This is a genomic window from Amphibacillus sp. Q70 (assembly GCF_052055485.1).
In the GTDB taxonomy this organism is placed as follows: Bacteria; Bacillota; Bacilli; order Bacillales; family Amphibacillaceae; genus Amphibacillus.
On record NZ_CP197171.1, the window covers coordinates 3,344,825 to 3,367,659 of the forward strand.

General features: G+C 34.6%; 23 protein-coding genes. 2 read left to right on the forward strand and 21 right to left on the reverse strand.

Annotated features, from left to right (window positions below; genetic code table 11):
* The first annotated feature begins 62 nt into the window (after positions 1–62).
* Positions 63–398, forward strand: coding sequence for a hypothetical protein (locus ACS127_RS15150; protein WP_440895861.1), 336 nt, complete (start codon positions 63–65; stop codon positions 396–398).
* Positions 399–496: 98 nt separating this feature from the next.
* Here ACS127_RS15150 and ACS127_RS15155 read toward each other — a convergent pair whose 3' ends face one another.
* Positions 497–1,195 carry a transglycosylase SLT domain-containing protein gene (locus ACS127_RS15155; protein ID WP_440895862.1) on the reverse strand — a complete coding sequence of 233 codons (699 nt, stop codon included), beginning with the start codon at positions 1,193–1,195 and terminating at the stop codon, positions 497–499.
* Between the two features lie 427 nt (positions 1,196–1,622).
* Here ACS127_RS15155 and ACS127_RS15160 point away from each other — a divergent pair, with 427 nt between their 5' ends.
* The gene (locus tag ACS127_RS15160) at positions 1,623–1,907 is read left to right on the forward strand and encodes a DUF2624 family protein (RefSeq protein ID WP_440895863.1); all 285 of its coding nucleotides are present in this window, start codon (positions 1,623–1,625) and stop codon (positions 1,905–1,907) included.
* Between the two features lie 195 nt (positions 1,908–2,102).
* On the opposite strand, the gene ACS127_RS15165 is transcribed toward ACS127_RS15160, so the two are convergent.
* From ACS127_RS15165 to yqfC, 20 genes are all read right to left on the reverse strand, one after another.
* On the reverse strand, positions 2,103–2,996 hold the full coding sequence (locus ACS127_RS15165; protein WP_440898157.1) for a deoxyribonuclease IV: 894 nt from the start codon (positions 2,994–2,996) through the stop codon (positions 2,103–2,105).
* Positions 2,997–3,016: 20 nt separating this feature from the next.
* Positions 3,017–4,324, reverse strand: a complete 1,308-nt coding sequence (locus ACS127_RS15170) for a DEAD/DEAH box helicase (protein ID WP_440895864.1) — start codon at positions 4,322–4,324, stop codon at positions 3,017–3,019.
* Between the two features lie 111 nt (positions 4,325–4,435).
* Positions 4,436–5,557 (reverse strand): Nif3-like dinuclear metal center hexameric protein, encoded by a 1,122-nt coding sequence (locus ACS127_RS15175; RefSeq protein ID WP_440895865.1) that lies wholly within the window; start codon positions 5,555–5,557, stop codon positions 4,436–4,438.
* Positions 5,550–6,257: a tRNA (adenine(22)-N(1))-methyltransferase gene (locus ACS127_RS15180; protein WP_440895866.1), complete on the reverse strand. Its 708-nt coding sequence runs from the start codon at positions 6,255–6,257 to the stop codon at positions 5,550–5,552. Before ACS127_RS15180 ends, ACS127_RS15175 begins: the two co-directional genes overlap by 8 nt.
* Positions 6,258–6,275: 18 nt before the next feature.
* Entirely contained in the window at positions 6,276–6,575 is a 300-nt protein-coding gene (locus ACS127_RS15185) for a hypothetical protein (RefSeq protein ID WP_440895867.1), read from the reverse strand.
* Positions 6,554–6,820 carry a hypothetical protein gene (locus ACS127_RS15190; RefSeq protein WP_440898184.1) on the reverse strand — a complete coding sequence of 89 codons (267 nt, stop codon included), beginning with the start codon at positions 6,818–6,820 and terminating at the stop codon, positions 6,554–6,556. The genes ACS127_RS15185 and ACS127_RS15190 overlap by 22 nt, the downstream gene beginning before the upstream one ends.
* A 351-nt stretch (positions 6,821–7,171) precedes the next feature.
* Positions 7,172–8,293, reverse strand: coding sequence for an RNA polymerase sigma factor RpoD (rpoD, locus tag ACS127_RS15195; RefSeq protein WP_440895868.1), 1,122 nt, complete (start codon positions 8,291–8,293; stop codon positions 7,172–7,174).
* Between the two features lie 33 nt (positions 8,294–8,326).
* A complete protein-coding gene (gene dnaG, locus ACS127_RS15200) occupies positions 8,327–10,162 on the reverse strand; it encodes a DNA primase (protein ID WP_440895869.1) in 1,836 nt (611 codons plus the stop codon).
* A gap of 394 nt (positions 10,163–10,556) precedes the next feature.
* A complete protein-coding gene (locus ACS127_RS15205) occupies positions 10,557–11,363 on the reverse strand; it encodes a pyruvate, water dikinase regulatory protein (protein WP_440895870.1) in 807 nt (268 codons plus the stop codon).
* A 15-nt stretch (positions 11,364–11,378) separates the two neighbouring features.
* Positions 11,379–13,460 carry a glycine--tRNA ligase subunit beta gene (gene glyS / locus ACS127_RS15210; protein WP_440895871.1) on the reverse strand — a complete coding sequence of 694 codons (2,082 nt, stop codon included), beginning with the start codon at positions 13,458–13,460 and terminating at the stop codon, positions 11,379–11,381.
* Positions 13,447–14,340, reverse strand: a complete 894-nt coding sequence (gene glyQ, locus ACS127_RS15215) for a glycine--tRNA ligase subunit alpha (RefSeq protein ID WP_440895872.1) — start codon at positions 14,338–14,340, stop codon at positions 13,447–13,449. Before glyQ ends, glyS begins: the two co-directional genes overlap by 14 nt.
* A gap of 742 nt (positions 14,341–15,082) precedes the next feature.
* Complete coding sequence (recO, locus tag ACS127_RS15220; protein ID WP_440895873.1) at positions 15,083–15,826, reverse strand: DNA repair protein RecO; 744 nt, start codon at positions 15,824–15,826, stop codon at positions 15,083–15,085.
* A gap of 15 nt (positions 15,827–15,841) precedes the next feature.
* The gene (locus ACS127_RS15225; protein ID WP_440895874.1) at positions 15,842–15,985 is read right to left on the reverse strand and encodes a YqzL family protein; all 144 of its coding nucleotides are present in this window, start codon (positions 15,983–15,985) and stop codon (positions 15,842–15,844) included.
* Positions 15,986–16,093: 108 nt separating this feature from the next.
* The gene (gene era, locus ACS127_RS15230; RefSeq protein WP_440895875.1) at positions 16,094–16,999 is read right to left on the reverse strand and encodes a GTPase Era; all 906 of its coding nucleotides are present in this window, start codon (positions 16,997–16,999) and stop codon (positions 16,094–16,096) included.
* Positions 17,000–17,019: 20 nt separating this feature from the next.
* Entirely contained in the window at positions 17,020–17,400 is a 381-nt protein-coding gene (locus ACS127_RS15235; RefSeq protein ID WP_440895876.1) for a diacylglycerol kinase family protein, read from the reverse strand.
* On the reverse strand, positions 17,375–17,845 hold the full coding sequence (gene ybeY, locus ACS127_RS15240) for an rRNA maturation RNase YbeY (protein WP_440895877.1): 471 nt from the start codon (positions 17,843–17,845) through the stop codon (positions 17,375–17,377). Before ybeY ends, ACS127_RS15235 begins: the two co-directional genes overlap by 26 nt.
* Before the next feature lie 2 nt (positions 17,846–17,847).
* A complete protein-coding gene (locus ACS127_RS15245) occupies positions 17,848–20,004 on the reverse strand; it encodes an HD family phosphohydrolase (protein WP_440895878.1) in 2,157 nt (718 codons plus the stop codon).
* 188 nt (positions 20,005–20,192) lie between these two features.
* Entirely contained in the window at positions 20,193–21,155 is a 963-nt protein-coding gene (locus ACS127_RS15250; protein WP_440895879.1) for a PhoH family protein, read from the reverse strand.
* 3 nt (positions 21,156–21,158) lie between these two features.
* A complete protein-coding gene (yqfD, locus tag ACS127_RS15255) occupies positions 21,159–22,370 on the reverse strand; it encodes a sporulation protein YqfD (protein WP_440895880.1) in 1,212 nt (403 codons plus the stop codon).
* On the reverse strand, positions 22,367–22,672 hold the full coding sequence (yqfC, locus tag ACS127_RS15260) for a sporulation protein YqfC (RefSeq protein WP_440895881.1): 306 nt from the start codon (positions 22,670–22,672) through the stop codon (positions 22,367–22,369). Before yqfC ends, yqfD begins: the two co-directional genes overlap by 4 nt.
* Positions 22,673–22,835: the final 163 nt, after the last annotated feature.

Sequence of the window (22,835 nt, forward strand, 5' to 3'; positions counted from 1 at the left end):
TTAACAACACCCTCTTTCTTAAGCTAGACTTTTTTAATAAATATTATTAAAGGAGAATGATGATGTCGAGTAGGTTAAAGTTCTTCAGTTTTATTTTTTGTATCTTACTGTTGATTACTTGTTATCAAGACCTCTATCGTGATCGTGATTTAAATTCGAAGCAAACTACTGCTGAAGTTACCCCTCACTCTTATTATGATGAAAGTTTATCAAGCTTTCAAGTTATTTCTTATCAGGTTCAACAAGGGGAGCAATTATTAACTATTATAGAGAAGTTAAACAAACAGCCAGTGATTAATATTGAACAATCAGTTACTGATTTTATTTCCCTTAATCCATCCGCAAATATTTATCAATTAGAGGATGGACGAGTTTATTTATTTCCGGTCTATCAATAATAATATCAATTTTTACTTGATTTTATAATTCTCAACCCTATTTAAATAATTACACAAAAAAAGAAAGCTAAAGATTTTGAACCTCTAGCTTTCTGTGATTATTCGGCCATCGCTAATGTGTGATGGTTTTCTGCATTCGCTTGAATCAGATCAGCATAATGACTTTTCGCTGTTCCTGTTTTCTCCTTATAATTTTCCATGCCAGTCATCCCTCGATGATATGCCGTCAACGCTTCATCCCAGTTTTGGTACTTATGATGAAGGAAATCTAAATAAACAACAGCTAGCTGCATGGAATAATAAGGATCAAATAATAACTCTTCACTATAAGGCAGTCCCGCCATCTCTGCAATCCAAGGAGCGGTATTTCCCATAAATTGTGACATCCCATATGCTTGACCATATTTAGTTTCTGGTCCAATGAGATCTGGATCAAAGGTTTTTCCTGTTTCTACTTTTAATAATTCATAAATGAGAAAAGGGTCTATGTTAAATTGTTCTGCTTCATTAGCCAAATAAATCGCCCAAGCCTTTTTAAAATGACCCTCACTATCATTTACCATTTGTTCCGCTATTTCCTCAATATTTGACCAATGTTTATAATCACCGTTTAGCTCCGTCCTCAGTAATTCTTGCTCATAAGTTGACTCTGCCTTTAATTGTTTGTTTTCGGCAGCTAAGACACGATTTTCCTCTTCTAATGTTGTCATTTGTGTACGTTGAATATGATTTAGCATAAAAATTAAAATGGCAGATACAAATGACAGACATAATACAAATAAAGTACTTTGTTTCAAGTCTTATCCATCCTTTCTTGTAACAACTTTGGTGAGTAATCGCACTAAGGAAAGCAACTTAAGCATTCGCAACGTTAAACCCTCTGGCTTATCGCCATATCTTTACGCTGTTTTGAAATCTTATTACGAAAGCCATAGTTTTAATTATACGATCATCGCTAAAGTTTTATGCTTTTCGATAGTGCAGGAATAAGTAGATAGCTTATTCCAAATCCCAGCCCTAATCAGCAGAGAATAAAGAATCTCAACTGTTTGAAGATTCACTTGGTGTTACAAATGGTTATCCTAAGCTATCTTCATAATAAAAGCAACTGATACGCTTTACCCTTAATCAATAAAATTAAACTTTTAGCAAATGAATCATATATTAAATTGAAGATTTCTTAATAGGATAAATGTGAAGGAATTATAAATGAGGAGGAACAAGATGAACAATATGTTTAAACAAGTTATTCAAAAGAAAATGGCAGAAATAACACCTAATGAACTACTTGCCCACGCTAATAGCTATCAAGTAACGCTCTCTGAAACTCAAGCCAATCAACTTATAAACATCCTAAGAACACAACAGTTTGACCCATTCAAGAAGACAGATTTGATCAAAATGTTTGATCATTTAGAACAAATCACAGATCAAGCAACTGTAAAACAAGCAAAAATTATTCTTAATCAATTTATTAAACAATATAATATGGCAGATTGGTTTAGTTAAAAAAGGTTAGGACAAAAGTAAATTGAGTAGTTAAAAAAGCGAATGATATTCAAAAAAGTTGAATATCATTCGCTTTTTGCTAGAATTGAGGGCCATAGGAAAGTGGAACATCTCACTTGCGATCATTTCTTCTATATCCATATCGTGTTTGTTTGGATTTTGACTAAATTTTTTGTTTGTCACTGCCTGTTCTTTTTATTGATTCACTATTTCCTCTTTTAATTTCTCATTAAAATGACCTTGTTTTAACATGTCAATTTCGAATTTATATGGTGGTTTTTTATTTTTTTTATCTTCACCGACATAAGGTGTTTCTAGAATTTTTGGTAGAGCGGCAAGCTGTGGATGATGGACAATGTAGTGAAGAGGCTCAAAGCCGATATAGCCAAAACCTATATTCTCATGACGATCCTTATGTGCTCCACGTGCATTTTTACTGTCATTGATATGGACTACCTTTAGACGTTCAAGACCAATGAGGTGATCAAATTGATTTAAAGTATGATCAAAGTCGTTAATAATATCATAACCCGCATCGTGAACGTGACATGTATCGAAACATACAGATAATTTATCATTTTGATCAACACCATCGATAATCATCGCTAATTCTTCAAAAGTGCGCCCCATCTCTGAACCTTTTCCAGCCATTGTTTCTAAAGCAATTTGAACATCATGCTCTTTCGTAAGCACCTCATTCAAACCTTCAATAATTCTAGCAATCCCTTTTTCAGGTCCAGCTCCCACATGTGCACCGGGATGCAAAACAATTTGTTTAGCGCCAAGAGCATGAGTTCTTTCAATTTCACTTTGTAAAAAGGATACAGCCAGTTCAAAAGTTTCCGGTTTCGTTGTATTACCTAAATTTATAATATATGGAGCATGTACAACAAGATCTTCTATTCCGTTTTCCCCCATATGTTGGAGTCCCGCTTCGATGTTCAATTCTTCGATCGCTTTTCTTCTCGTATTTTGAGGTGCACCCGTATAAATCATCATGGCTGATGAGCCATAACTTGTTGCCTCTTCACTTGAACCTAATAACATTTTCTTTCCATTCATTGAAACATGAGAGCCTATTTTCACTATCCCCACTCCTAAAGTCTTTGTTATTTCTTTCGTTTTTGTTTTAATTGTCTCTTTATCTTTTCTTGCTGTCTCTTCATTTTCACCTTGTAACCTGGCTTAACCTTTTTCGGCTTTTTAACTCTTTTCCAGGCCTCTTGATCCAGTTCATCACTTTGTCTCTTTCTTAACTTTCGTTCATTCCAAGGTGCTATCTCTTTCCATTCATCTTTCACGATATCAAATGTTTCAAATTCTGTGCCTTGTTCAACTAGCTTATTTAGTAAATGAATGTCTTGATCTGTATATAAATGGATAGCTGTTCCTTCCATCCCTGCACGAGCAGTTCGTCCTACTCGATGGATAAAAAATTCAACTTCTTTTGGTAGCTGGGCATTAATGACATGACTAACACCTTTAATGTCAATGCCTCGAGCAGCTAAATCGGTTGCCACAATGTATTGATATTTTAAGGCTTGGATATCCTTTAATACGCGCTTTCGCTCTCTTGCCCCTAAACCACCATGGATCAAACCAACATTTAACCCCTGATCAAGTAATTCAGCATAAAGATCATCACAAGCTTCTTTACCATTAGCAAAAATAATAGCTAAATATGGATTAATTGTTTTTGCGATTCGCGTAATGACTTCCGCTGGTTTTCTATGCCTTAATGGAATAAGGCGATTTTCAATTTTAATAGGAGACATTTGATCCGTAATTTGAAAATATGTTGGATTGTGTAAATATTTTTTCAAAAAAGGTTGCAATCTTTCTGGGATTGTTGCTGAAAAAACCAAGACTTGGGTTGCTGGATTAGCCTTAACTAGCATTTGATCAATTTCATTAATTAAGCCTAATTCTAACATCAAATCAGCTTCATCAATCACAAATGAACGCGCTGTATAAAGATTGATTGAGCCTTCCTTAATTAAGTCTAATAGGCGTCCTGGTGTCGCGACAATAATTTGTGGTTGTTCAGTTAATTTTTCAATCATTCTTTTTTTATCCGTACCACCAATAAACAATTTAGCTGTTACATGCTGATCTTCATGTAAGAAAGAAATAATTTTTTTGACTTCGGTAAAAATTTGAGTGGCTAATTCGCGCGTTGGAGCCGTGACAACAAATTGAACTTCTTTTTTTTCAAAAGATAGCTGATTAAATAAGGGTAATAAAAAAGCATGTGTTTTCCCTGATCCGGTCTGTGATTGACCCATTATACTTTCATTTCTTAGTACAGCTGGAATCACTTTATGTTGAATAGGCGTTGGATTTCTAAATCCCAATTGCTCAACGATCTCATTGATCCACGGCTTGACATTAAATTCTTTAAAATGATGTTTTTCCATATTAAACTCCTCATCAATCGACTTATTTTATTTATTATAGTAGAATTTTTTTGTAATTGCACATTTAAACATTCATTTATTAATGGATTTATTTTTAAAAATCATTGTATATTATAAAAATTGAAAAGGTTCAGTGCTTAAACTTGTCTTAATCACTTCAATTTGACCATATTCCTCAGTTAAACACTTATCCAAATAGTTATGGACCGCTTCAATCATAACGGCTTCAATATGATGCCCTGGATCAATAATAGATAGGCCTACAGCTTGTGCATCTTGGGCATAATGAAAAGAAACATCTCCAGTCAGATAGACATCTGCACCCAAACGTTTAGCATGTTGATAATACTTTTCACCGCTTCCTCCAAGTACCGCAACCTTTCTTACCTTTTGATTAAGTGGACCTGTCACGCGCAAACCAGACAGTTGAAACACATCTTTAATTTGAAACGTTAACTCTTTTAATGTCATTTCTGCTGGTAAAGTACCTATACGTCCTAAACCATATACTTCTCCTTTATTACTCAGTTCAATTAAATCAAAAGCAGGCTCTTCATAGGGATGTGCCTTTATTAATTGTTGAACAGCTTTTGATACCAAGCAATCGGGCAGCATATATTCGAGTTTGACTTCTTCTACAGTTTCTTTTATCCCCTGCTCCCCTAAAAAAGGATCAGCTTGATCGCTTGGCGTGAAACTGCCTATTCCTTTTACACTAAATGAGCAATCCTTATATTCTCCCATTTGTCCAACACCTATTTGAGTTAGTGCTTGATCAACTTCTTCTTGGTGACTTTCAGGAACATAAACATGGAGCTTATATAATTTTTCTTCTCCTTCAGGAACAAGAGGTTTCGTGTCTTGTAGAGCAAGCTTCGCCGCTAATAAATCATTGACCCCACCAGTAACAATATCTAGATTTGTATGAGCTGAATAAACTGAAATATCATGCTTAATTAATAGGTTGATTATTTTCCCAATCGGTTGATTAAGATTTATTTGTTTTAAGGGTTTAAATAATAAGGGATGATGAGAAATAATTAAATTAGCTTTAGTTTCAATGGCTTCTTCAACAACTTCTTCTGTTACATCAAGTGTTGTCATAACTTTATTTACTGGCATGCTTAAATTCCCGATCTGTAAGCCAACATTATCCCAGTCACTTGCTAATTTTTTCGGGACCCATTCTTCTAGTATGTCAATCACTTTTCCTACAGTTATCGATTTAGTCATCCTTTAACACCTCTTCTATCCACTTTTCTTTAAGTTTAAATTGATTTATCTTAATTAAATCAGGCTCTTTTGCTCGGAGCATTTGTTCAATAATACGTCGATAATTTTTCCGTTCCCTTTGCCATTTTTGTTTAAACACATTATTTTTTTCCTTTATGAGATAAGGACCAAATAAGATTTCTTTATCCGAATATTCGTATCTTGCTTTAGTTACTGCTATGTCTGCAACTAAAATCTCGTAAATATGCCCCTCTTCCGCTAAAATCCTTTCGGCTACTAGTTGATAATCTGTATTAAGTAGCCATTCTCTAATATACTCGCTATTCACATTAGGTTGTAAAATTAATCGGTCAACATCCTTTAATAAATGTTTCCCCTGTTCAAGGATTGAGCAAATCAAACCACCACCCATTCCAGCAATCACAACTTGCTTGACGGGTTCAAACTGTATAACCTCTAATCCATCGCCCTTTATTACTTTTATTTGATCAGTTAACCGTTGTGTCGTTACATGCTCAAGCGCAGATCGATAAGGACCTTCATTTAACTCCCCTGCAATTGCTTTTGCTGATTGATCATGCTGACAAACGGCAATAGGGAGATAAGCGTGGTCGCTTCCAATATCTGCAAAAAATGAACCAGCGGGTAAAAAGTCCATAATATTCTTCAATCTATTTGATAGAATAATTTCATTTGTCATACTTGTTACACCTGTCCTTTAAATAATTATCGAAATAATACTGACGACTAGCCCGAGTATGCTCATACCCATCAACAATTTACTTGAGCGTTTTATACCTATACCAAACCATAAAATGAACTGAGTGAAAATCACGATTAGTCCAGCAAACGATTGACCCATCCATTGATCAATGACTGTAAGAGAGATGATAAAAATATTTAATAATAATACCAGTATTACGTAATTGGATTCTATTTGATAAAACTTTATGCCAAGAAAGAACAAGCCCATACAAATATTGATTGTTAAAATGATTAAGACTGTTGAATAAAACATATTTGGCCGTGCGTAAAAAATAAAAAAGCTATACTAGGAGCTAAAGTTAAATTTAAGATGATAAAAAGTAAACTAAATATATTTATTTTACCCATTATTCCTATCTGCGCTTCGGTCTCCTCTAAATTTTCTTCTCCTTCAGTATATAAAGCAAGCAAGTAATCACAATATTCATCTGGAAGCAAACGATTTTCTTTCCAATACTTTATTTCATTTATAATGGTTGCTTTTCTCTGCCCATTCACATTGATACACCCCAAATTAAAATGTTATTTCTAACACAAGTTTTAGCTGATGAGCTAAATATGTTCAATAATTAAAATAATTCGGATTCACTCGTCTTTATTTGTACATGGATGTGTTGGGTCGACTTTTCCCTAAATCGTGAGGAAGTTAGTCAAAGACCCCTTAAATAACTCATTTTCCTTATTCTTTGGGTGTGATAAATTTAGTCGGCTTGAATCCATTTCTTAGCTAAATTTTTACCTTCATACATAAAGTGTAAAAAAACAGTCAACCAAGAGTCAATTGAAGCTCAACTGAATCTCGATTGACTGAGCCAATCTAGCTGATACAATTTATATTTCTTCATCTTTTTACTCTAGAAAATCCTTCAATCTTTTGCTGCGACTTGGGTGACGTAATTTACGCAAAGCTTTTGCTTCAATTTGGCGAATGCGTTCACGGGTGACCCCAAATACCTTTCCTACTTCTTCCAAAGTACGGGTACGGCCATCATCTAAGCCAAAGCGTAATCGTAAAACATTCTCTTCACGATCGGTTAAGGTATCAAGTACATCTTCTAATTGTTCTTTTAACAACTCATAAGCAGCATGATCTGATGGTGAAGTTGCTTCTTGATCCTCAATAAAATCACCTAAATGCGAATCATCTTCTTCCCCAATCGGCGTTTCTAATGAGACGGGCTCTTGAGCAATTTTCAATATTTCTCTAACTTTATCCGGGGATAATTCCATTTCTACTCCGATTTCTTCTGGAGTGGGTTCTCGTCCAAAATCTTGTAATAATTGTCTTTGGATACGAATCAATTTATTAATTGTTTCAACCATATGAACTGGAATTCGAATCGTTCTTGCTTGGTCTGCGATAGCACGAGTAATGGCTTGGCGAATCCACCAGGTCGCATACGTACTAAATTTGAACCCTTTTCTGTAATCAAACTTTTCAACAGCTTTTATCAAACCCATATTCCCTTCTTGAATAAGGTCAAGAAAAAGCATACCTCTTCCAACATAGCGTTTGGCAATACTAACAACTAAACGTAAATTAGCTTCAGCCAATTTCATTTTCGCTTCTTCATCATCTTCCTCAATTCGTTTGGCTAAACTAACCTCTTCGTCTGCTGTTAATAAATCAACTCTCCCAATTTCTTTAAGATACATTCGAACAGGATCATTAATTTTAATCCCTAACGGAACACTAATATCTTTTAAGTCGAATTCCTTTTCTTTTTTTATATCACCTTCACTAGGATCTTCATCGATATCACTTACTATTTCAATCCCTTGTTCACCTAGATATTCATAGAACTCATCAATTTGTTCTGACTCCAATTCAAAATGTGCTAGTCGTTCGACGACATCTTCATAAGCAATAACACCTGTTTTCTTTCCTATCTCAACAATTTGTTCTTTTGCTTCATCTAATGTGGTCTCGACTCCATTATCACTTGAATGTTCTGGCTGTTTCTTTACCATTAGAGTCCCCCTCCTTCCAACTTATCCAATTCATTATCGATTTTTGTTCTTTAGTTCTTTCTGAATTCGCATAATTTCCATCCCAATTTGGGCTGCCTTCAAATAATCTTTGTTCAATTCTGCCTCTTTTTGTTTAGTTATTAAATCACGGATAATAACTTTATCGCTATGTTCAGCTTTAATCATATGAACATAGTCTGCAATTTCATCTTCTGAAACATCTGCACTGACAGGTTCCATGGCAATCTCAATCACTTCACTTATTATTTCCTTATCATTTAAACGTTCTACAAAATGACTGACATTCGCTTCAAATCCATCCTCATAAAAAGCATATAAATAAGTTACGATAATTTTGTGTTTCTCAATATTAAAAGCAGCACCTAAGGTATGCTTTATTTGTTCAGCAATCGAACGATCATATAACATATAGGCAAGCAACCTTCTTTCAGCATTGTGATAAGCTGGTAAAAGTCGTTTGGATTTACTTTTTAATACGCGATCATTAGTATGGCTGTTCGAATCCACATTATCCCTAGTTGCACCTTGTTTATTCCTAATTTGATTAACTTCTTCCAAAATAGCTTCAGAAGATAAATCAAACATTTTGGTTAATTCTCTTATATAACGGTCTCTATCCAAAGGTGATTTAAGCTGAGCAATTTCTATAACAATTTGCTTGATATAAGCTATTTGATCTGCTTCAACTTTTAAATTATAAGCTCTTTTGTGATACATCATGACAAAACTCATATAAGTAGAGCTTGCCTCGATTACCTCTCGTTTAAACCTTTCACCACCATATTTTTTAATAAAAGAATCTGGATCAAGTCCATCTGGTAATGTTGCCATACGGACTTGACAACCTACTTTAATCATTAACTTAGCCACTTTAAAAGAGGCATTGATTCCTGCATCATCACCGTCATAACAAATAACTACAGTATCTGCATATCGTTTAATTAAAGCCGCTTGTTGTTCCGATACTGAGGTGCCGAGTGAGGCAATTCCATTTGTTATACCTGCTTGATAAGCCGTGATCACATCCATATAACCTTCAAATAGTATCGCCTGTCCGCTTTTTTTCAATTCACTTCTTGCCAAATCAAAATTAAAAAGCAGTTTTCCTTTTTGAAATAAGGCAGATTCTGGGCTGTTTAAATATTTGGGCTCAAGATCTGTTATTGAACGACCACCGAATCCAACTGTTTTAGCAAGGTGGTTACGAATCGGAAAAACAATACGCCCTCTCATTCGATCATATACTTTATTTTGATCATTACGAGCCAATACACTTGCTGATACAAGCTCTTGTAAATTAAATTCTTTCTTCGATAAAAATTGAGTCGTCACTTCATTTCCTTCAGGTGAAAAACCAATTTGAAATAAATCGATCGTCTCATCAGTTAACCCTCGATTTTTTAAATACGTTCGAGCCTCGCTAGCTTCTTTTGCATGATGAAAAATATGATGATAAAATTTAGTCAATAGTTCATGAGCATTTAAACTAATTTGGTCATGTGACTGACTATTTTGATTATCTTGTTGCAAATATTGATCTGGTAAAGAGTGACCACTTCTTTGTGCTAAATGAGTGACTGCTTGTTGAAAAGAAAAACCTTCTTGTTCCATCAAAAAGGTAAAAACATTACCACCCTTACCACAGCCAAAACAGTGAAAAATTTGTTTTTCTTGAGTAACTGAAAAAGAAGGTGTCTTCTCACCATGAAATGGACAAAGTCCAAAATAATTTCGTCCTTGTTTTTTTAATGAGACATATTCTCCAATGACATCAACAATATCATTAGCTTTACGAATCTCATCTATTAATTGCTCAGGAATTTGAGCGGTCATAATTATCACCAACATTTAATTTCTATATAAAATCAAAAATTCCTGCAAGTTTCGACAAAAAAGTTAAAAAAATGCTAACAAATTTCAATTTTAACGTTTTTCAGTTCAATATAGCATCCTTCATGGTAATCTTGAAACTTAATTAGCTAAGTAAACCTTCTACATCGGAAATCTATATTCCTGCAAAACAATTGAAACCATTAACAATCTATCAAACTCTTTATTAAATACTATACAGAAGTTGAAATTTTACACAAATAATTATTATAGTCTATTAACTGAAAAAAAGCTACTATTTTGTTCAGGGTAATAAAAACCTTACGTTTTAAGTCGTAAGGTTTTTTATTCTTTTATTTCTGTATGTTTTATTATTTACCCGACTAAATTTAGGTTTCCAGTTATTCACCATTTAACGTGTCATTTGAATTTGCAAAATAATATTAGCGGTTTCTTCCACAGCTTTATCAGTCACATCAACGACTGGACAGCCGAGTCGATCAACAATGACATCAAAATATTCTAGTTCTTGATCAATTCTATCCAAAGCTGCATAATTAGCACTAGCCTTTAAGCCAAGTGCTTTTAGGCGTTCTTTTCGAATCCCATTTAACTTTCCAGAGCTTATTTTTAAACCATAACATTTACTCGGATCCGTATTAAATAGTTCCTTTGGAGGATCAACCTCTGGGACAACAGGAACATTAGCTACTTTTAAACTTTTCAGTGCTAAATACTGAGACAGTGGTGTTTTTGATGTTCGTGATACACCGATGAGAACAATATCAGCTTGTTCTATACCTCTCGGATCACGACCATCATCATATTTAACCGCAAATTCAATCGCTTCTACTCGTCTAAAATAGGATTCATCTAGCTGATGATTTAAACCCGGCTTCATTTTTGGTTTTTTATCAAATAATCGTTCCATCGCTTCAAGCATAGGTCCGATAATATCAATGACTTCTAATTTCAGATCAGTTGATTTCTGCATCACATATTGGCGTAAACCTGGATCAACAAGCGTATAGCCAACAAGTGCATGATCTCGTTTAGCCTGAGCCAATATCTGTTCTATTTGCCCTTTATTTTTAATATATGGTGACCTATATAATTCATAATCTTGACCATTGTCAAATTGTAATAGAGACGCTTTAATCACTTGTTCTGCTGTTTCACCAAGCGAATCTGAGAGTAAATAAATAATTGGTTTTTCCATCTTATCACCTCAAATCTAAAAGTGCTGCTTCCATTCAATGTCTTTAAAGTCAGCAAATAAATTAATTAATTTAGCTATATGATTTAATAAAGCTATTCGATTATTTTTAATTTTTGAATCATCAACCATAACCATGGTTTGATCAAAGAATAATTCAATGGTCGGTGTTAGAGATTCCAGTAGCTGAAGGGCAGCAGAGTACTCCCCTTGCTCCATTTTCAAACGATAATCAGCTTCAATCGATTGATAAGCTTCATATAATTCTTGTTCTGAATGATTTTCAAATAGAGATGGATCAACATTTTGCTTGATTTCCATATTGGCTATATTAATCACACGCCCTAATGCCTCATGTGCTTCTTTAAATGCAATATCCTGACGCTTATTTTCTAATAGCTTTGCTTTTTTGATTAAATGAGAAATAACACCTATTTTCATATGTGTGACAGCTTTAATAATATCTTGTGCAATTTGTTCTTCTTTAGCAAGATAAATAATTCTTGCTTCAATAAATTGACTCACATTATTTACCACATCTTCTTCAATATCAATCATTGATCCTTGATATTGTTTTAAAATGAGATCAACAATTTCTTCAAATGTAATCGACCAGTTTCTTTCTAGAAGAATTTGAATGACACCCATTGCTTGACGTCTAAGTGCATATGGATCTTGAGAACCTGACGGAATTAAACCAACACCAATACAACCAACAATCGTATCCATTTTCTCTGCTACACTTATGATCGCACCAATGACCGAATGAGGTAATTGATCATTTGCATGGCGTGGCATATAATGCTCATTAATTGCTTGAGCCACCGCTTCATTTTCACCAAATAAACGAGCATATTTCTCACCCATTATCCCTTGAAGATTAGGAAACTCATCAACCATCTGGGTAACTAGGTCAAATTTACTGATCTTTGCTGCCCGCTCAACGTGTTTTATTTCTAAATCCGTGAGCTTTAACTTCTTGGCGATAGCTACCGAGCTATTCGTGACTCGCTCTACTTTGTCAGCAAGTGTACCTAACTGTTGTTGAAAAACCATTTTTGCCAATTTAGCATTGTTCTCTGCTATTGACTTTTTCTGATCCTCTTGATAGAAAAAGAGTGCGTCTGCTAAGCGAGCATTTAAAACTTTTTCATTTCCTCTAATTACATTCTCAATATATTCAGCATTTCCATTACGTATAGCAATAAAGAAAGGCAATAATGAGCCGTTTTGATCTCGAACAGGAAAATATCGTTGATGGACTTTCATTGAAGTAATTAACGCCTCTTCTGGGACAATTAAATAATCTTCACTATATTTCCCACAAAAAACAGTTGGATATTCTACTAATTGGGTAACTTCTTCTAACAAATCTTCATCCATATCCACCAGCCAATTGTGTTGGCTTGCTAAATCTTTGATTTGAGTTAAAATCTCAATTTTTCGTTTACCACTATCGGCAACCACATATTGCTCATTTAGAATTGTCTCATAGTTTAATGGATCTTTGAGAGTGATTTCTTCTCCTAAAAAACGATGACCATATGTTTTATCACCACTTGTCACACCTTCAATTTCAAAAAAGACCACTTCATTATCATTCAAGGCTAACAGCCACTTAATCGGTCGAACATAGCGTAGACGATGATTTGCCCATCTCATATTTTTAGGGAAATTCATTGACAAAATAACATCTTTAAAACTTGGTAATAGGTCACGCGAGCTTTTTCCTTCCGTATATTTTTTAACGTGGAGATAATCAGTTCCATTAACGTCTTTAAAATAAATATCCGCTAAGGACAAACCTTGTCCTTTCGTAAAACCAATGGCTGCTTTTGTCCAGTTTCCTTCTTGATCTAAAGCAATTTTCTTTGCAGGTCCTTTAATTTCTAGCTCAAGATCGGTTTGTTTGTCTGTTAAGTCAAGAATTTGAACGGCAAATCGTCTTGGTGTAATAAAGGTTTTTATCTCATTGAAGGTTAAACGATTTTCCTTTAACCATTCTTCCGTTTTATTGCGTAGCTGCTGCTCCGTTTCCGCAAGAAACCGAGCTGGCATTTCTTCAAGACCGACTTCGAACAATACATTAGTTGTTGACAATGGAATCACCATCCTTCTTCAACATTGGAAATCCTAGTTTTTCACGTTCTTTTACGTATAATTTGGCGATTGCACGTGCTAAATAGCGTACTTTACCAATATAGCCTGTTCTTTCTGTTACAGAAATGGCACCTTTAGCATCAAGTAAATTAAAAGTATGAGAACATTTTAAAACATAATCATAGGCAGGAAAAACGAGTCCTTTTTCAATAAGCTGCTTTGCTTCCTGTTCATAGTTATTAAATAGATCAAATAGCATCTCTGTATTTGAATTTTCAAACGTATATTTGGAATGTTCGTATTCGGGTTGGTAGAAGATATCTCTCATCGTGACACCATCTGTCCACGTTAAATCAAACACATTTTCTTTATCTTGAATATAAGAAGCAAGGCGTTCAATTCCGTAAGTAAGTTCTACAGCTACTGGATCTGCTTCAAGTCCGCCAATTTGTTGAAAATAGGTAAATTGAGTGATCTCCATGCCATCTAACCAAACTTCCCAACCTAAACCAGCAGCCCCTAACGTTGGGTTTTCCCAATTATCTTCCACAAAACGAATATCATGTTGTAAGGGATCAATATTTAACTTCTTTAGCGACTCTAAATAAAGATCTTGAATATTAACTGGTGATGGTTTCATAACCACTTGAAATTGGTGATGCTGGTATAACCGGTTTGGATTATCACCGTAACGGCCATCATCGGGACGCCGAGAGGGTTCAACGTATGCAACGTTCCAATCCTCTGGTCCTAAACTACGGAGCAATGTCATTGGTGACATCGTACCAGCCCCTTTTTCGGTGTCATATGCTTGCATTAATATACAGCCTTGATCTGACCAAAACTTTTGTAAAGTGAGTATCATCTCTTGAATATGCATCATCATTTCCTCCAATTCTCATATAATTAGTGAGAAAATCCCGTCCCTATGTCTTAACTTTAAGACATAGGGACGGGATTTCCGCGGTTCCACCCTAATTACTAAAGGATTAACCTCTAGTCACTTTTTTATCCTATACGTTCCAGAGTGCCGTTCAACTCACTGTTATCTCTGGCTTACACTATCCCAGATTCGCTATGATAACTTGTTTCGTTTACTCTTCTCTTTCTTCACATATAGAATCATTATAAGGAATACATATTGATTTGTCAAGGATCCTGACAACTTCATCACATCCTAGGACAACACCTAACACGGAGACTGTGATTACCAATATTATTAGGTTAGTGAAAATTTAATATAGATGGCAATGTGACTGGTCAGCAGAAAAAAATACGGAGACTCCTCGAAAATAAAAGGCAATTTTCTTCGTGCGATGTCTCGCTGACGTAGCTTTTCTTGTCCTATGGGAATAACAAGAACTTGAGATCCACTTTGACAATTAGTTTCAATTCAGAAAATTTAGGAAGAGAAACTAAGTTCGGCACGTCGTGTGGCGACACTTGCATGACCTATGTCCTCTGTGCCTTCAAGCCCGCGGAAAGCAAAACATATCTCATCTGCGGTTATTTTCTCTATATTGGTATCGTATTTGTTGATCATTAGAATCCATATTTTTGTTTTGTCTCAGTTGCGTTTTTTCATGTGTTTATGAGTTCATCTATTTCATAATAAAAACAACTCAACTAAATAGATCAATTTGTTTTAAGAATTTCTTTGATTTCAGAGCTAATCCACCATATGTATCGTAATACTGCTCCAAAATATTTTTAATTTTATTTTTATTTTCTTCTTTGACAGAAATATTGGCAATTCGCTCTAGGCCAACCTCTGAAAAAAGCCGCAATAGTTTCAATTGTGTCTGATTGATTGAAATATGGTTAGGATCACTAGCTAAACACCTCTTACAAAGAACTCCACCCTCTTTAACGGAAAAACCACTAATATCTTTTGTTTGTTTACAACGTTGACAATAATCCAGTATAGGGGCAAAACCAGCTATTTTATATAATTTCATTTCATACATCATCGTTAAGACCAGTGGATCCTTATCCCCGGTTAATCCTTTTAATGTTGCCATAAACTGTTGATAGATAAAATAATTTGGTGATTTTTCGTCTAATAATTTATCGGTAAGTTCGGCAATATAACTAGCATATGCCGTTAGCACAATATCTTCTCTAATTCGGCGATGGGACTGGATGACTTCACCCTGTTCCAAAACGCCTAATCCTTTACCTATACGGACTAAATACTGTCCATGGATAAACATTTGTGAAACAGCTGCCATTCGGCTTTTAGGTTTTTTGGCTCCTCTGGCAATAACACCTATTTTTCCAAGCTTATCAGTAAATAATGTTGCGATAACATGTGTTTCCCCATAATTTTGTGCGCGAATAATGACACCTTCTACCTTTTCCAGCACCTCTCATCAGTCCTTTTAATCCATGCTATCAAATTGATCTAATGGCGGTTCTTCCGACAATCTATCTTCACTGTTTTTTTCATCATCATAGTCCTTCATAAGTAGATAGGTTTCAATATTTCCTGTTTTACTAAAAACGATCCAAGGTAAATCATTCATGATAACTCCACCTTCTTCCTTTTAGTTAGAACATCTACATTTATAGAATGACCAACGTCAGTAAATCAATGTTGATTATTTATTTCCATGAATATTTTGACGAAAGCTTTAATATTCATTTGGGTTATAACCAAATTCATGAAGATATTGCTCTCGATTACGCCAATCTTTTTGAACTTTTACCCATAAATCCAAATAAACTTTCGACCCTAATAAGCGTTCAATATCACGCCTTGCTTGTGAACCAATCTTTTTTAACATTGAACCTTGTTTACCAATGATAATTCCTTTTTGTGAATTTCGTTCAATGATAATTGTCGCTTGAATCTGAATTTTTTCGCCAGGCTTTCTGTCAATTTTATCAATGACCACTGCTAGCGAATGTGGGACCTCTTCTTTCGTTTGTTGAAGGGCTTTTTCACGAATGAATTCACTAATAATAAAACGTTCGGGATGATCGGTTATTTGATCTTCAGGATAATATTGTGGTCCTTCTGATAATTGAGCTTTTAAAACAGACAATAAATGCTCGACATTATGACCTTCCAATGCTGAGATAGGAATAATCTCTTGAAAGTCGAACTTATCTTTATATTCGACAATCAAGTCAAATAGCTGATCAGGATGAATTTGATCGATTTTATTAATAATGAGATAGACTGGCTTTTTGACACTTTCCAGTCGATCAATAATGTATTGATCACCACGTCCATACCCTTCAGCTGCATTAATCATAAATAAAATAGCATCAACTTCATTTAGCGTATTCTCAGCAATTTTAACCATAAAATCCCCGAGCTTATGCTTTGGCTTATGGATCCCCGGTGTATCGATAAAAATAATTTGTGCCTCATCATCAGTCATGACACCTTGAATCGTGTTACGAGTGGTCTGAGCTTTATCACTCATAATCGCAACTTTTTGTCCGATTACACGATTAAGAAAAGTTGATTTACCGACATTCGGTCTACCAATTATTGTGATAAAACCTGATTTAAATGAATTTTGTTGCATCGTATGTCCTCCAGATCTAGTTAAAAAAATAATGTGATTACTTTTGGTAAAAAGATAATCATTCCTACAATAGCAGCTATTATACTTGCCACTAATACAGCACTAGCGGTTAAATCCTTAATGGCACCTACCATGGCGTGCCAATCAGGCGCTAAATAGTCTAACATGGTCTCCACAGCGGTATTTAACAACTCAGCGGTCAAAACAAAACCAATCATTAATAATAAGAGTACCCATTCTAATTTCGAAACGGAAAAAACAAAACCAAACATAATAACTAAACAAGCAATAATAAAATGGATTCGAATATTTATCTCATTTTTATAAGCATATTTCAAGCCATTGATTGCATAGCGTAAGCCAACGCGATTTTTCTTATTCTCTTGGTAATCCGAACGCATTCAAGAGTTCCTCTTGTTTATTAAACATGATTTGTTCATCTGTTTTATTTAAATGATCATAGCCTAATAAGTGTAGCAAACCATGTAAGGCTAAAAAACCATATTCTCTTTTTAAGCTATGCTGATATTCTTTGGCTTGTTCTTTGGCTTTATCTACCGAAATGACAATATCACCAAGTGTTAGCGGTGGTCTTTGATCACCTGAAATCATAATTTCTCCTTCACCTTGCTCTTGAAGTGCGAAGGAAATGACATCGGTTGCTTGATCAATTTGTCGATAATTACGATTGAGCTCTTGAATCATACGATTATTAACAAAAGTTACTGATATTTCTGCACTGTCTTCTAAACCTTCCTGCTTAGCTGCAAATTTTAGCAATTCATTGATTGTCTTGACATATTCCTCGTTAACTGAATTTGTTTCATCAAAAAAATCAATTAGCATTTTTATGCCTCCTCTGACTCTTTTGGATATTGAATTCTTGAATGATAAATTCCATTCAAAGCTTCACTTATGGTCCGTTTAATTTTTGTTAACTCTTTAAAGGTAAGGGCACAATCATCAAATTGCCCATCCTGCAACCGATCTTGAGTAATACGGGCAATTAGCTCATCAATTCTGTCTTTTGTCGGCTGATCCATTGATCGAACGGCCGCTTCTACAGAATCACAAATGGAAACAACTGCTGATTCTTTCGTTTGAGGTAATGGACCAGGATAGCGAAATACCTCCTCATCAACCTCTTCATTAGTTTCTTTAGCTTTATAGTAAAAATATTTTAATAAAGAGGTACCATGGTGTTCTTCTGCTATATCAATGATTTCTTTCGGGATATTATGCTCTTTTAAAATCTTAGCCCCATCATATGGATGGGCGATAATAATCTCGGCACTTTGTTTTGGCTCTAAAAAATCATGAGGATTATCCACCCCCATTTGATTCTCAATAAAATAATGGGGATGTTTTGTTTTACCCAAATCATGATAGTAGGAAGACACTCTTGCTAGTAATCCATTTACTCCAATGGCTTCACATGCTGCCTCACTCAAGTTAGCAACCATAACACTGTGATGATATGTTCCTGGTGCTTCTGTTAAAATTCTTCGTAATAATGGATGATTCGGGTTGGCTAGTGTTAATAATCTCGTATCTGATAATAAGCGTAAAACAGATTCGAAAAAAGGCAATGTCCCAATTGCAACAATTCCTGAAACAAGTGCAGAAATAAAACCATAAGTCCCGAATAAGATAATTTCTGATAGTTGATAACTATCATATGACAAAAAGACAAATCCTAGGATGACTAATACATTAACAATCCCAGTGACTGAAACTGTTTTTAAGATAGCAACACGATCCTTAATGGCTATCAGTGCAGCAATACTACTTATTTGAGCAGATAGTAAGTATATACCCGCTTCTAAGTTTAATGAACCTGGAATCTGTCCATTAAAAATAATCGTACCTATAATTGAAAAGATGATTGCAAAGATAAGTGCTAATCGCTCTCGAAAAAGAATCTTAATTAAAATACTGCTGGCCGCAATTGGCATCAATAAGTAAAGTTGATTGGTATCTGTGGTAAAAACACTAATAAACTTCATAATACTAATCGTGACAACAGTGATAATCGTTAAAGCAAACAAATATTTTAAATCTAAATATTGTTCATTTAAGTAATTGAATAAACTATAGCTTAACAATGATATCAATAATAATAATAAGATAATCAAGCCTAAAATAGGAAATAGATTGCGATCACTATCTAACAGTCCAACAAGCGTTAATTTATCATAGATTTCATTTGTAATCGTTTGTCCTTCCCTAACAATAACCTCACCGGCACGAATCATTGCCGGTTCAACATTATTAATAGCTTGTCTTTCTGCTTCCATAGTCTCTTCAACAGAAAAGAAAGAATTCTCAACAAGTGCAAATTCTCCCGCCGACAATAGGGTTTCTTTTAATTCATTATCAAGACTCGAATATTGAAACCTCTGTGCCAGTTGGGTTTTGGCATCATCTACTTGATCGTGTTGAATACCTTCATTAAAGAGTTCGTATAATGTGGTCGTCAATAACTCGTGAGCAACTTGTTTTTCTTGATCATTTGCTGAAAGTAAGATCAGTAAATCGTCATCATCAATATGATCTGTGATTTCTTGACTAATTAATTGTTTTAATTCAATGAGTTTATCTGAATTTGTTCTTTCAGTCGTGGACTCTTCAGCTTGACTTTCCTCAGTATCCTCGTCCTCATCAGTATCTTCTTCACTTGAAGAAGATTGATCAACTGATTCAATCACATCAAATAGCTCATTGATATAATCAATGCGTTCCTCTGTCACATCTTCAGAAATTAAATAACGGTCTTCTACAGCTTGAAGGACTTCTCTTTGACGTCTTTCTGTCTCTTTAGTGTCTTCGATACTTATCGGTGACTGAATCGTTTCATTTGCCGCACTATATCGCTCGATTTCATAAGTTTCCGTATAGACATTGGATAATGTAGCAAGAAAGATTGCTATCGCAATAATTATCAAAGTAATCATTATTTGAATGGGTTTATTTAGTTTTTTTAGTTGATCTAATTTAATCTTCATATGAATTAGACTCCTTAGTGAACTCATTACTTATACATTATCATACAATGATTTTTACTTAATGTATATATTTAGAAGTGAATTCTCATCGAATAGCTTTCGTATAATCCTCTTATCTATACAACAAAAACAGCCATCATAGCTCTCTATGATGGCATTTTATCTTTTATTATTTTACCCGTAAGTTTTTAAGGCTTTCTTTTGTCATAAGCTTCGATAACTTTTTGGACAACAGGGTGACGAACCACATCATGTTGTGCAAGATAAACAAAACTAATTCCTCTAATTCCTTTTAAAATTTCCTGAACAGATACCAGTCCTGAAATCGTCCTATTGGGTAAATCAATTTGAGTAATATCGCCTGTAATGACCATTTTAGATCCAAAACCTAGACGAGTTAAAAACATTTTCATTTGCTCAGGCGTTGTATTTTGTGCTTCATCCAGAATAACAAATGCATCATCTAATGTTCTACCACGCATATAAGCCAGTGGTGCTATTTCAATTGTTTCCCGATCAATGAGTCGAGCCGTATGTTCAAAGCCAAGTACATCGTGTAAAGCATCGTACAATGGTCTTAAATAAGGGTCAACTTTCTCTTTTAAATCCCCTGGTAAAAAGCCTAGGCTTTCTCCAGCCTCAACTGCTGGTCTGGTTAAAATAATTCTTTTTATTTCACCTGATTTTAAGGCTTGGACAGCCATTACAATAGCTAAATACGTTTTTCCAGTACCAGCTGGACCAATTCCAAAGACTAAATCATTCTTTCGCATTTGATTGACGTATTCGCGTTGTCCTAATGTTTTAACTCTAATTGGACGACCAAGGGCATTCCGCAAAATTTCTTGATCGAATAAGGTGTAAAATTGCTCGATCTTCCCTTGCTTAGCTAATTCAATCGCATAAATAACGTCTCTTTCTGAAATATGGATCCCTCGTCTTATCACATTTAATAATGCATTTAACACTTCACTAATGAGTGTAACCTTGTCTTGATCGCCTTGTACTCTTACTTCTTCCCCACGTGTAATGATTGATACATCCATTTGGGTTTCAAGTTGTTTTAAATGTCGATCACTATTTCCAAATAAACTCATCGCTTCCGAGGAATCAGCAATTTTTAAATCAATTAATTGTAATCCATCTGACATACATTAATCTCCTTGGTTCATATCAATTGTATTCACGATATTTTCTTTAACCGTAAAGTATACGTGTAAGTTTACTTTACCACTCTCAGTAGTCTGATGCAAAATTTTTTCGTCAATAATGGAGGTTGTCTGACCTAGATTACGGAGTAAGTTTTGGCGTGCTTGCTGCAGCCCAATAGCAATCGCTTGATCTTCGGATCTTTCAATCTTAGCAGGTACAATTTCTTTATGAGTGTTTTTTTTAAATAAAATAGGAGGTGTCCAATCACCAATTGAAAAACCATGATTGCTTGATTCAACATATTCAAATTCAAAACCAGTTGAACGAAAACCCCAAATTGGGAGCTGAAAGGATCCTATTTGAAGATGATATTTATTAACAGTTTGTCCTGTTTCTGTTTGATACATTCCTTCGAGCGGAATCGTCACTTGAGATTCATACCAAGTTGTCGCATATATTTCTGCCTCTGTTTCAGAACTTTCTTTTAAATCATCCTCTTCTGTATCCTTATCTTCAATATGATTAAGCTCTCCAGTCACAAGTAGCTGTCCTTTTCTGACAAAATCGTTAACACCTACGAGGGGACGCCCTTTAGCTACAAACATCTCACTGATGACACCATCTTTCTTAGCATAAAGGTGAGTTCTTCGTTGGTTATCTTGTTCAGGTGGTTGTTTTTTTGTAATCACTTCGAGTTGATAGGTAATCCCATTGGGGACAATACCAACCCAGAGAATATCCGGATAATCATTTAATAATTTTCTTTGTATCTCAAGTGGATTATCAATCAGAAATTTAACCTGTCCTTTTTTAACACCATAGTCTTCTAGAGTTGCTATTATATTTTCTCTCATTTCAGTTGAGACACCCTCTATTTCAATAAACCAAATGGACTGAGTTAAATAGAGGAAAAATAAAATTGCAATTAGGAGAGTGACAAGTAATTGTTTAAATCCTTTAAGTTTCTGATAAAAAAATGGGAACCCTCTCTTTTTAACAAATGATAATTTATAATGTGTTTTTCTTCTTAATTGACGAATTCTTTTAATATCTTTTAAGTAAATATCACCCAAACATTCGAGATCTGATTGCTTTTTAATTGACCATACAGGGATTTGATGCCGAACGCAGAAATCAAAAAAGCGTTCTGGATAATGTCCATTAACTTTTAAAGTGACAATTCCTTTGAGCCAAATTGGTTGGGTCTGTTTCATTTTTCCACTCCATTTTTTGTTGAACTTTCATCCATTTTTAATGAATCGATTTTTCCTTCTATTAATATTTCTGACGATAATAACATCTTAATCACTAATTCAGAGCCTTTAATGATTAATTGGCCATTTGTAATTTTAAGTATAATTTCTTGAGAAGTAAATCGTAATATACCTCGATGATTTTCAATATAAATATGAATATCGCCGATCATGGTTATCCGTGGCAAATTTAAATGGGTTGTGATCATCATGTTGGATTTTGTTTTCTTGAGATTATCGAAAAACGCTTGCAACTTACGCACGGAATCGCCTCCTTCACTTCTCAAGATATGATATTTGTCTAGCAAACAGAACTAATCAATTAAAAAACTCATCTTTTACTGAATGGATTAGTCTTCATCATATTTTGAGCACAAAGGTTGAGTGGGTTTGAAACGAATTCTTGATTAACAGATGATTGTTCTA

What these genes read in the sequence shown, in the direction of transcription:
- ACS127_RS15150 (WP_440895861.1), top strand. Translation starts at nt 63, where the DNA reads ATGTCGAGTAGGTTAAAGTTCTTCAGTTTTATTTTTTGTATCTTACTG.
- ACS127_RS15160 (WP_440895863.1), top strand. Translation starts at nt 1,623, where the DNA reads ATGAACAATATGTTTAAACAAGTTATTCAAAAGAAAATGGCAGAAATA.
- ACS127_RS15170 (WP_440895864.1), bottom strand. Translation starts at nt 4,324, where the DNA reads ATGGAAAAACATCATTTTAAAGAATTTAATGTCAAGCCGTGGATCAAT.
- ACS127_RS15175 (WP_440895865.1), bottom strand. Translation starts at nt 5,557, where the DNA reads ATGACTAAATCGATAACTGTAGGAAAAGTGATTGACATACTAGAAGAA.
- ACS127_RS15180 (WP_440895866.1), bottom strand. Translation starts at nt 6,257, where the DNA reads ATGACAAATGAAATTATTCTATCAAATAGATTGAAGAATATTATGGAC.
- ACS127_RS15185 (WP_440895867.1), bottom strand. Translation starts at nt 6,575, where the DNA reads ATGTTTTATTCAACAGTCTTAATCATTTTAACAATCAATATTTGTATG.
- rpoD (WP_440895868.1), bottom strand. Translation starts at nt 8,293, where the DNA reads ATGGTAAAGAAACAGCCAGAACATTCAAGTGATAATGGAGTCGAGACC.
- dnaG (WP_440895869.1), bottom strand. Translation starts at nt 10,162, where the DNA reads ATGTTGGTGATAATTATGACCGCTCAAATTCCTGAGCAATTAATAGAT.
- ACS127_RS15205 (WP_440895870.1), bottom strand. Translation starts at nt 11,363, where the DNA reads ATGGAAAAACCAATTATTTATTTACTCTCAGATTCGCTTGGTGAAACA.
- glyQ (WP_440895872.1), bottom strand. Translation starts at nt 14,340, where the DNA reads ATGCATATTCAAGAGATGATACTCACTTTACAAAAGTTTTGGTCAGAT.
- ACS127_RS15225 (WP_440895874.1), bottom strand. Translation starts at nt 15,985, where the DNA reads ATGAATGATTTACCTTGGATCGTTTTTAGTAAAACAGGAAATATTGAA.
- era (WP_440895875.1), bottom strand. Translation starts at nt 16,999, where the DNA reads ATGCAACAAAATTCATTTAAATCAGGTTTTATCACAATAATTGGTAGA.
- ACS127_RS15235 (WP_440895876.1), bottom strand. Translation starts at nt 17,400, where the DNA reads ATGCGTTCGGATTACCAAGAGAATAAGAAAAATCGCGTTGGCTTACGC.
- ybeY (WP_440895877.1), bottom strand. Translation starts at nt 17,845, where the DNA reads ATGCTAATTGATTTTTTTGATGAAACAAATTCAGTTAACGAGGAATAT.
- ACS127_RS15245 (WP_440895878.1), bottom strand. Translation starts at nt 20,004, where the DNA reads ATGAAGATTAAATTAGATCAACTAAAAAAACTAAATAAACCCATTCAA.
- ACS127_RS15250 (WP_440895879.1), bottom strand. Translation starts at nt 21,155, where the DNA reads ATGTCAGATGGATTACAATTAATTGATTTAAAAATTGCTGATTCCTCG.
- yqfD (WP_440895880.1), bottom strand. Translation starts at nt 22,370, where the DNA reads ATGAAACAGACCCAACCAATTTGGCTCAAAGGAATTGTCACTTTAAAA.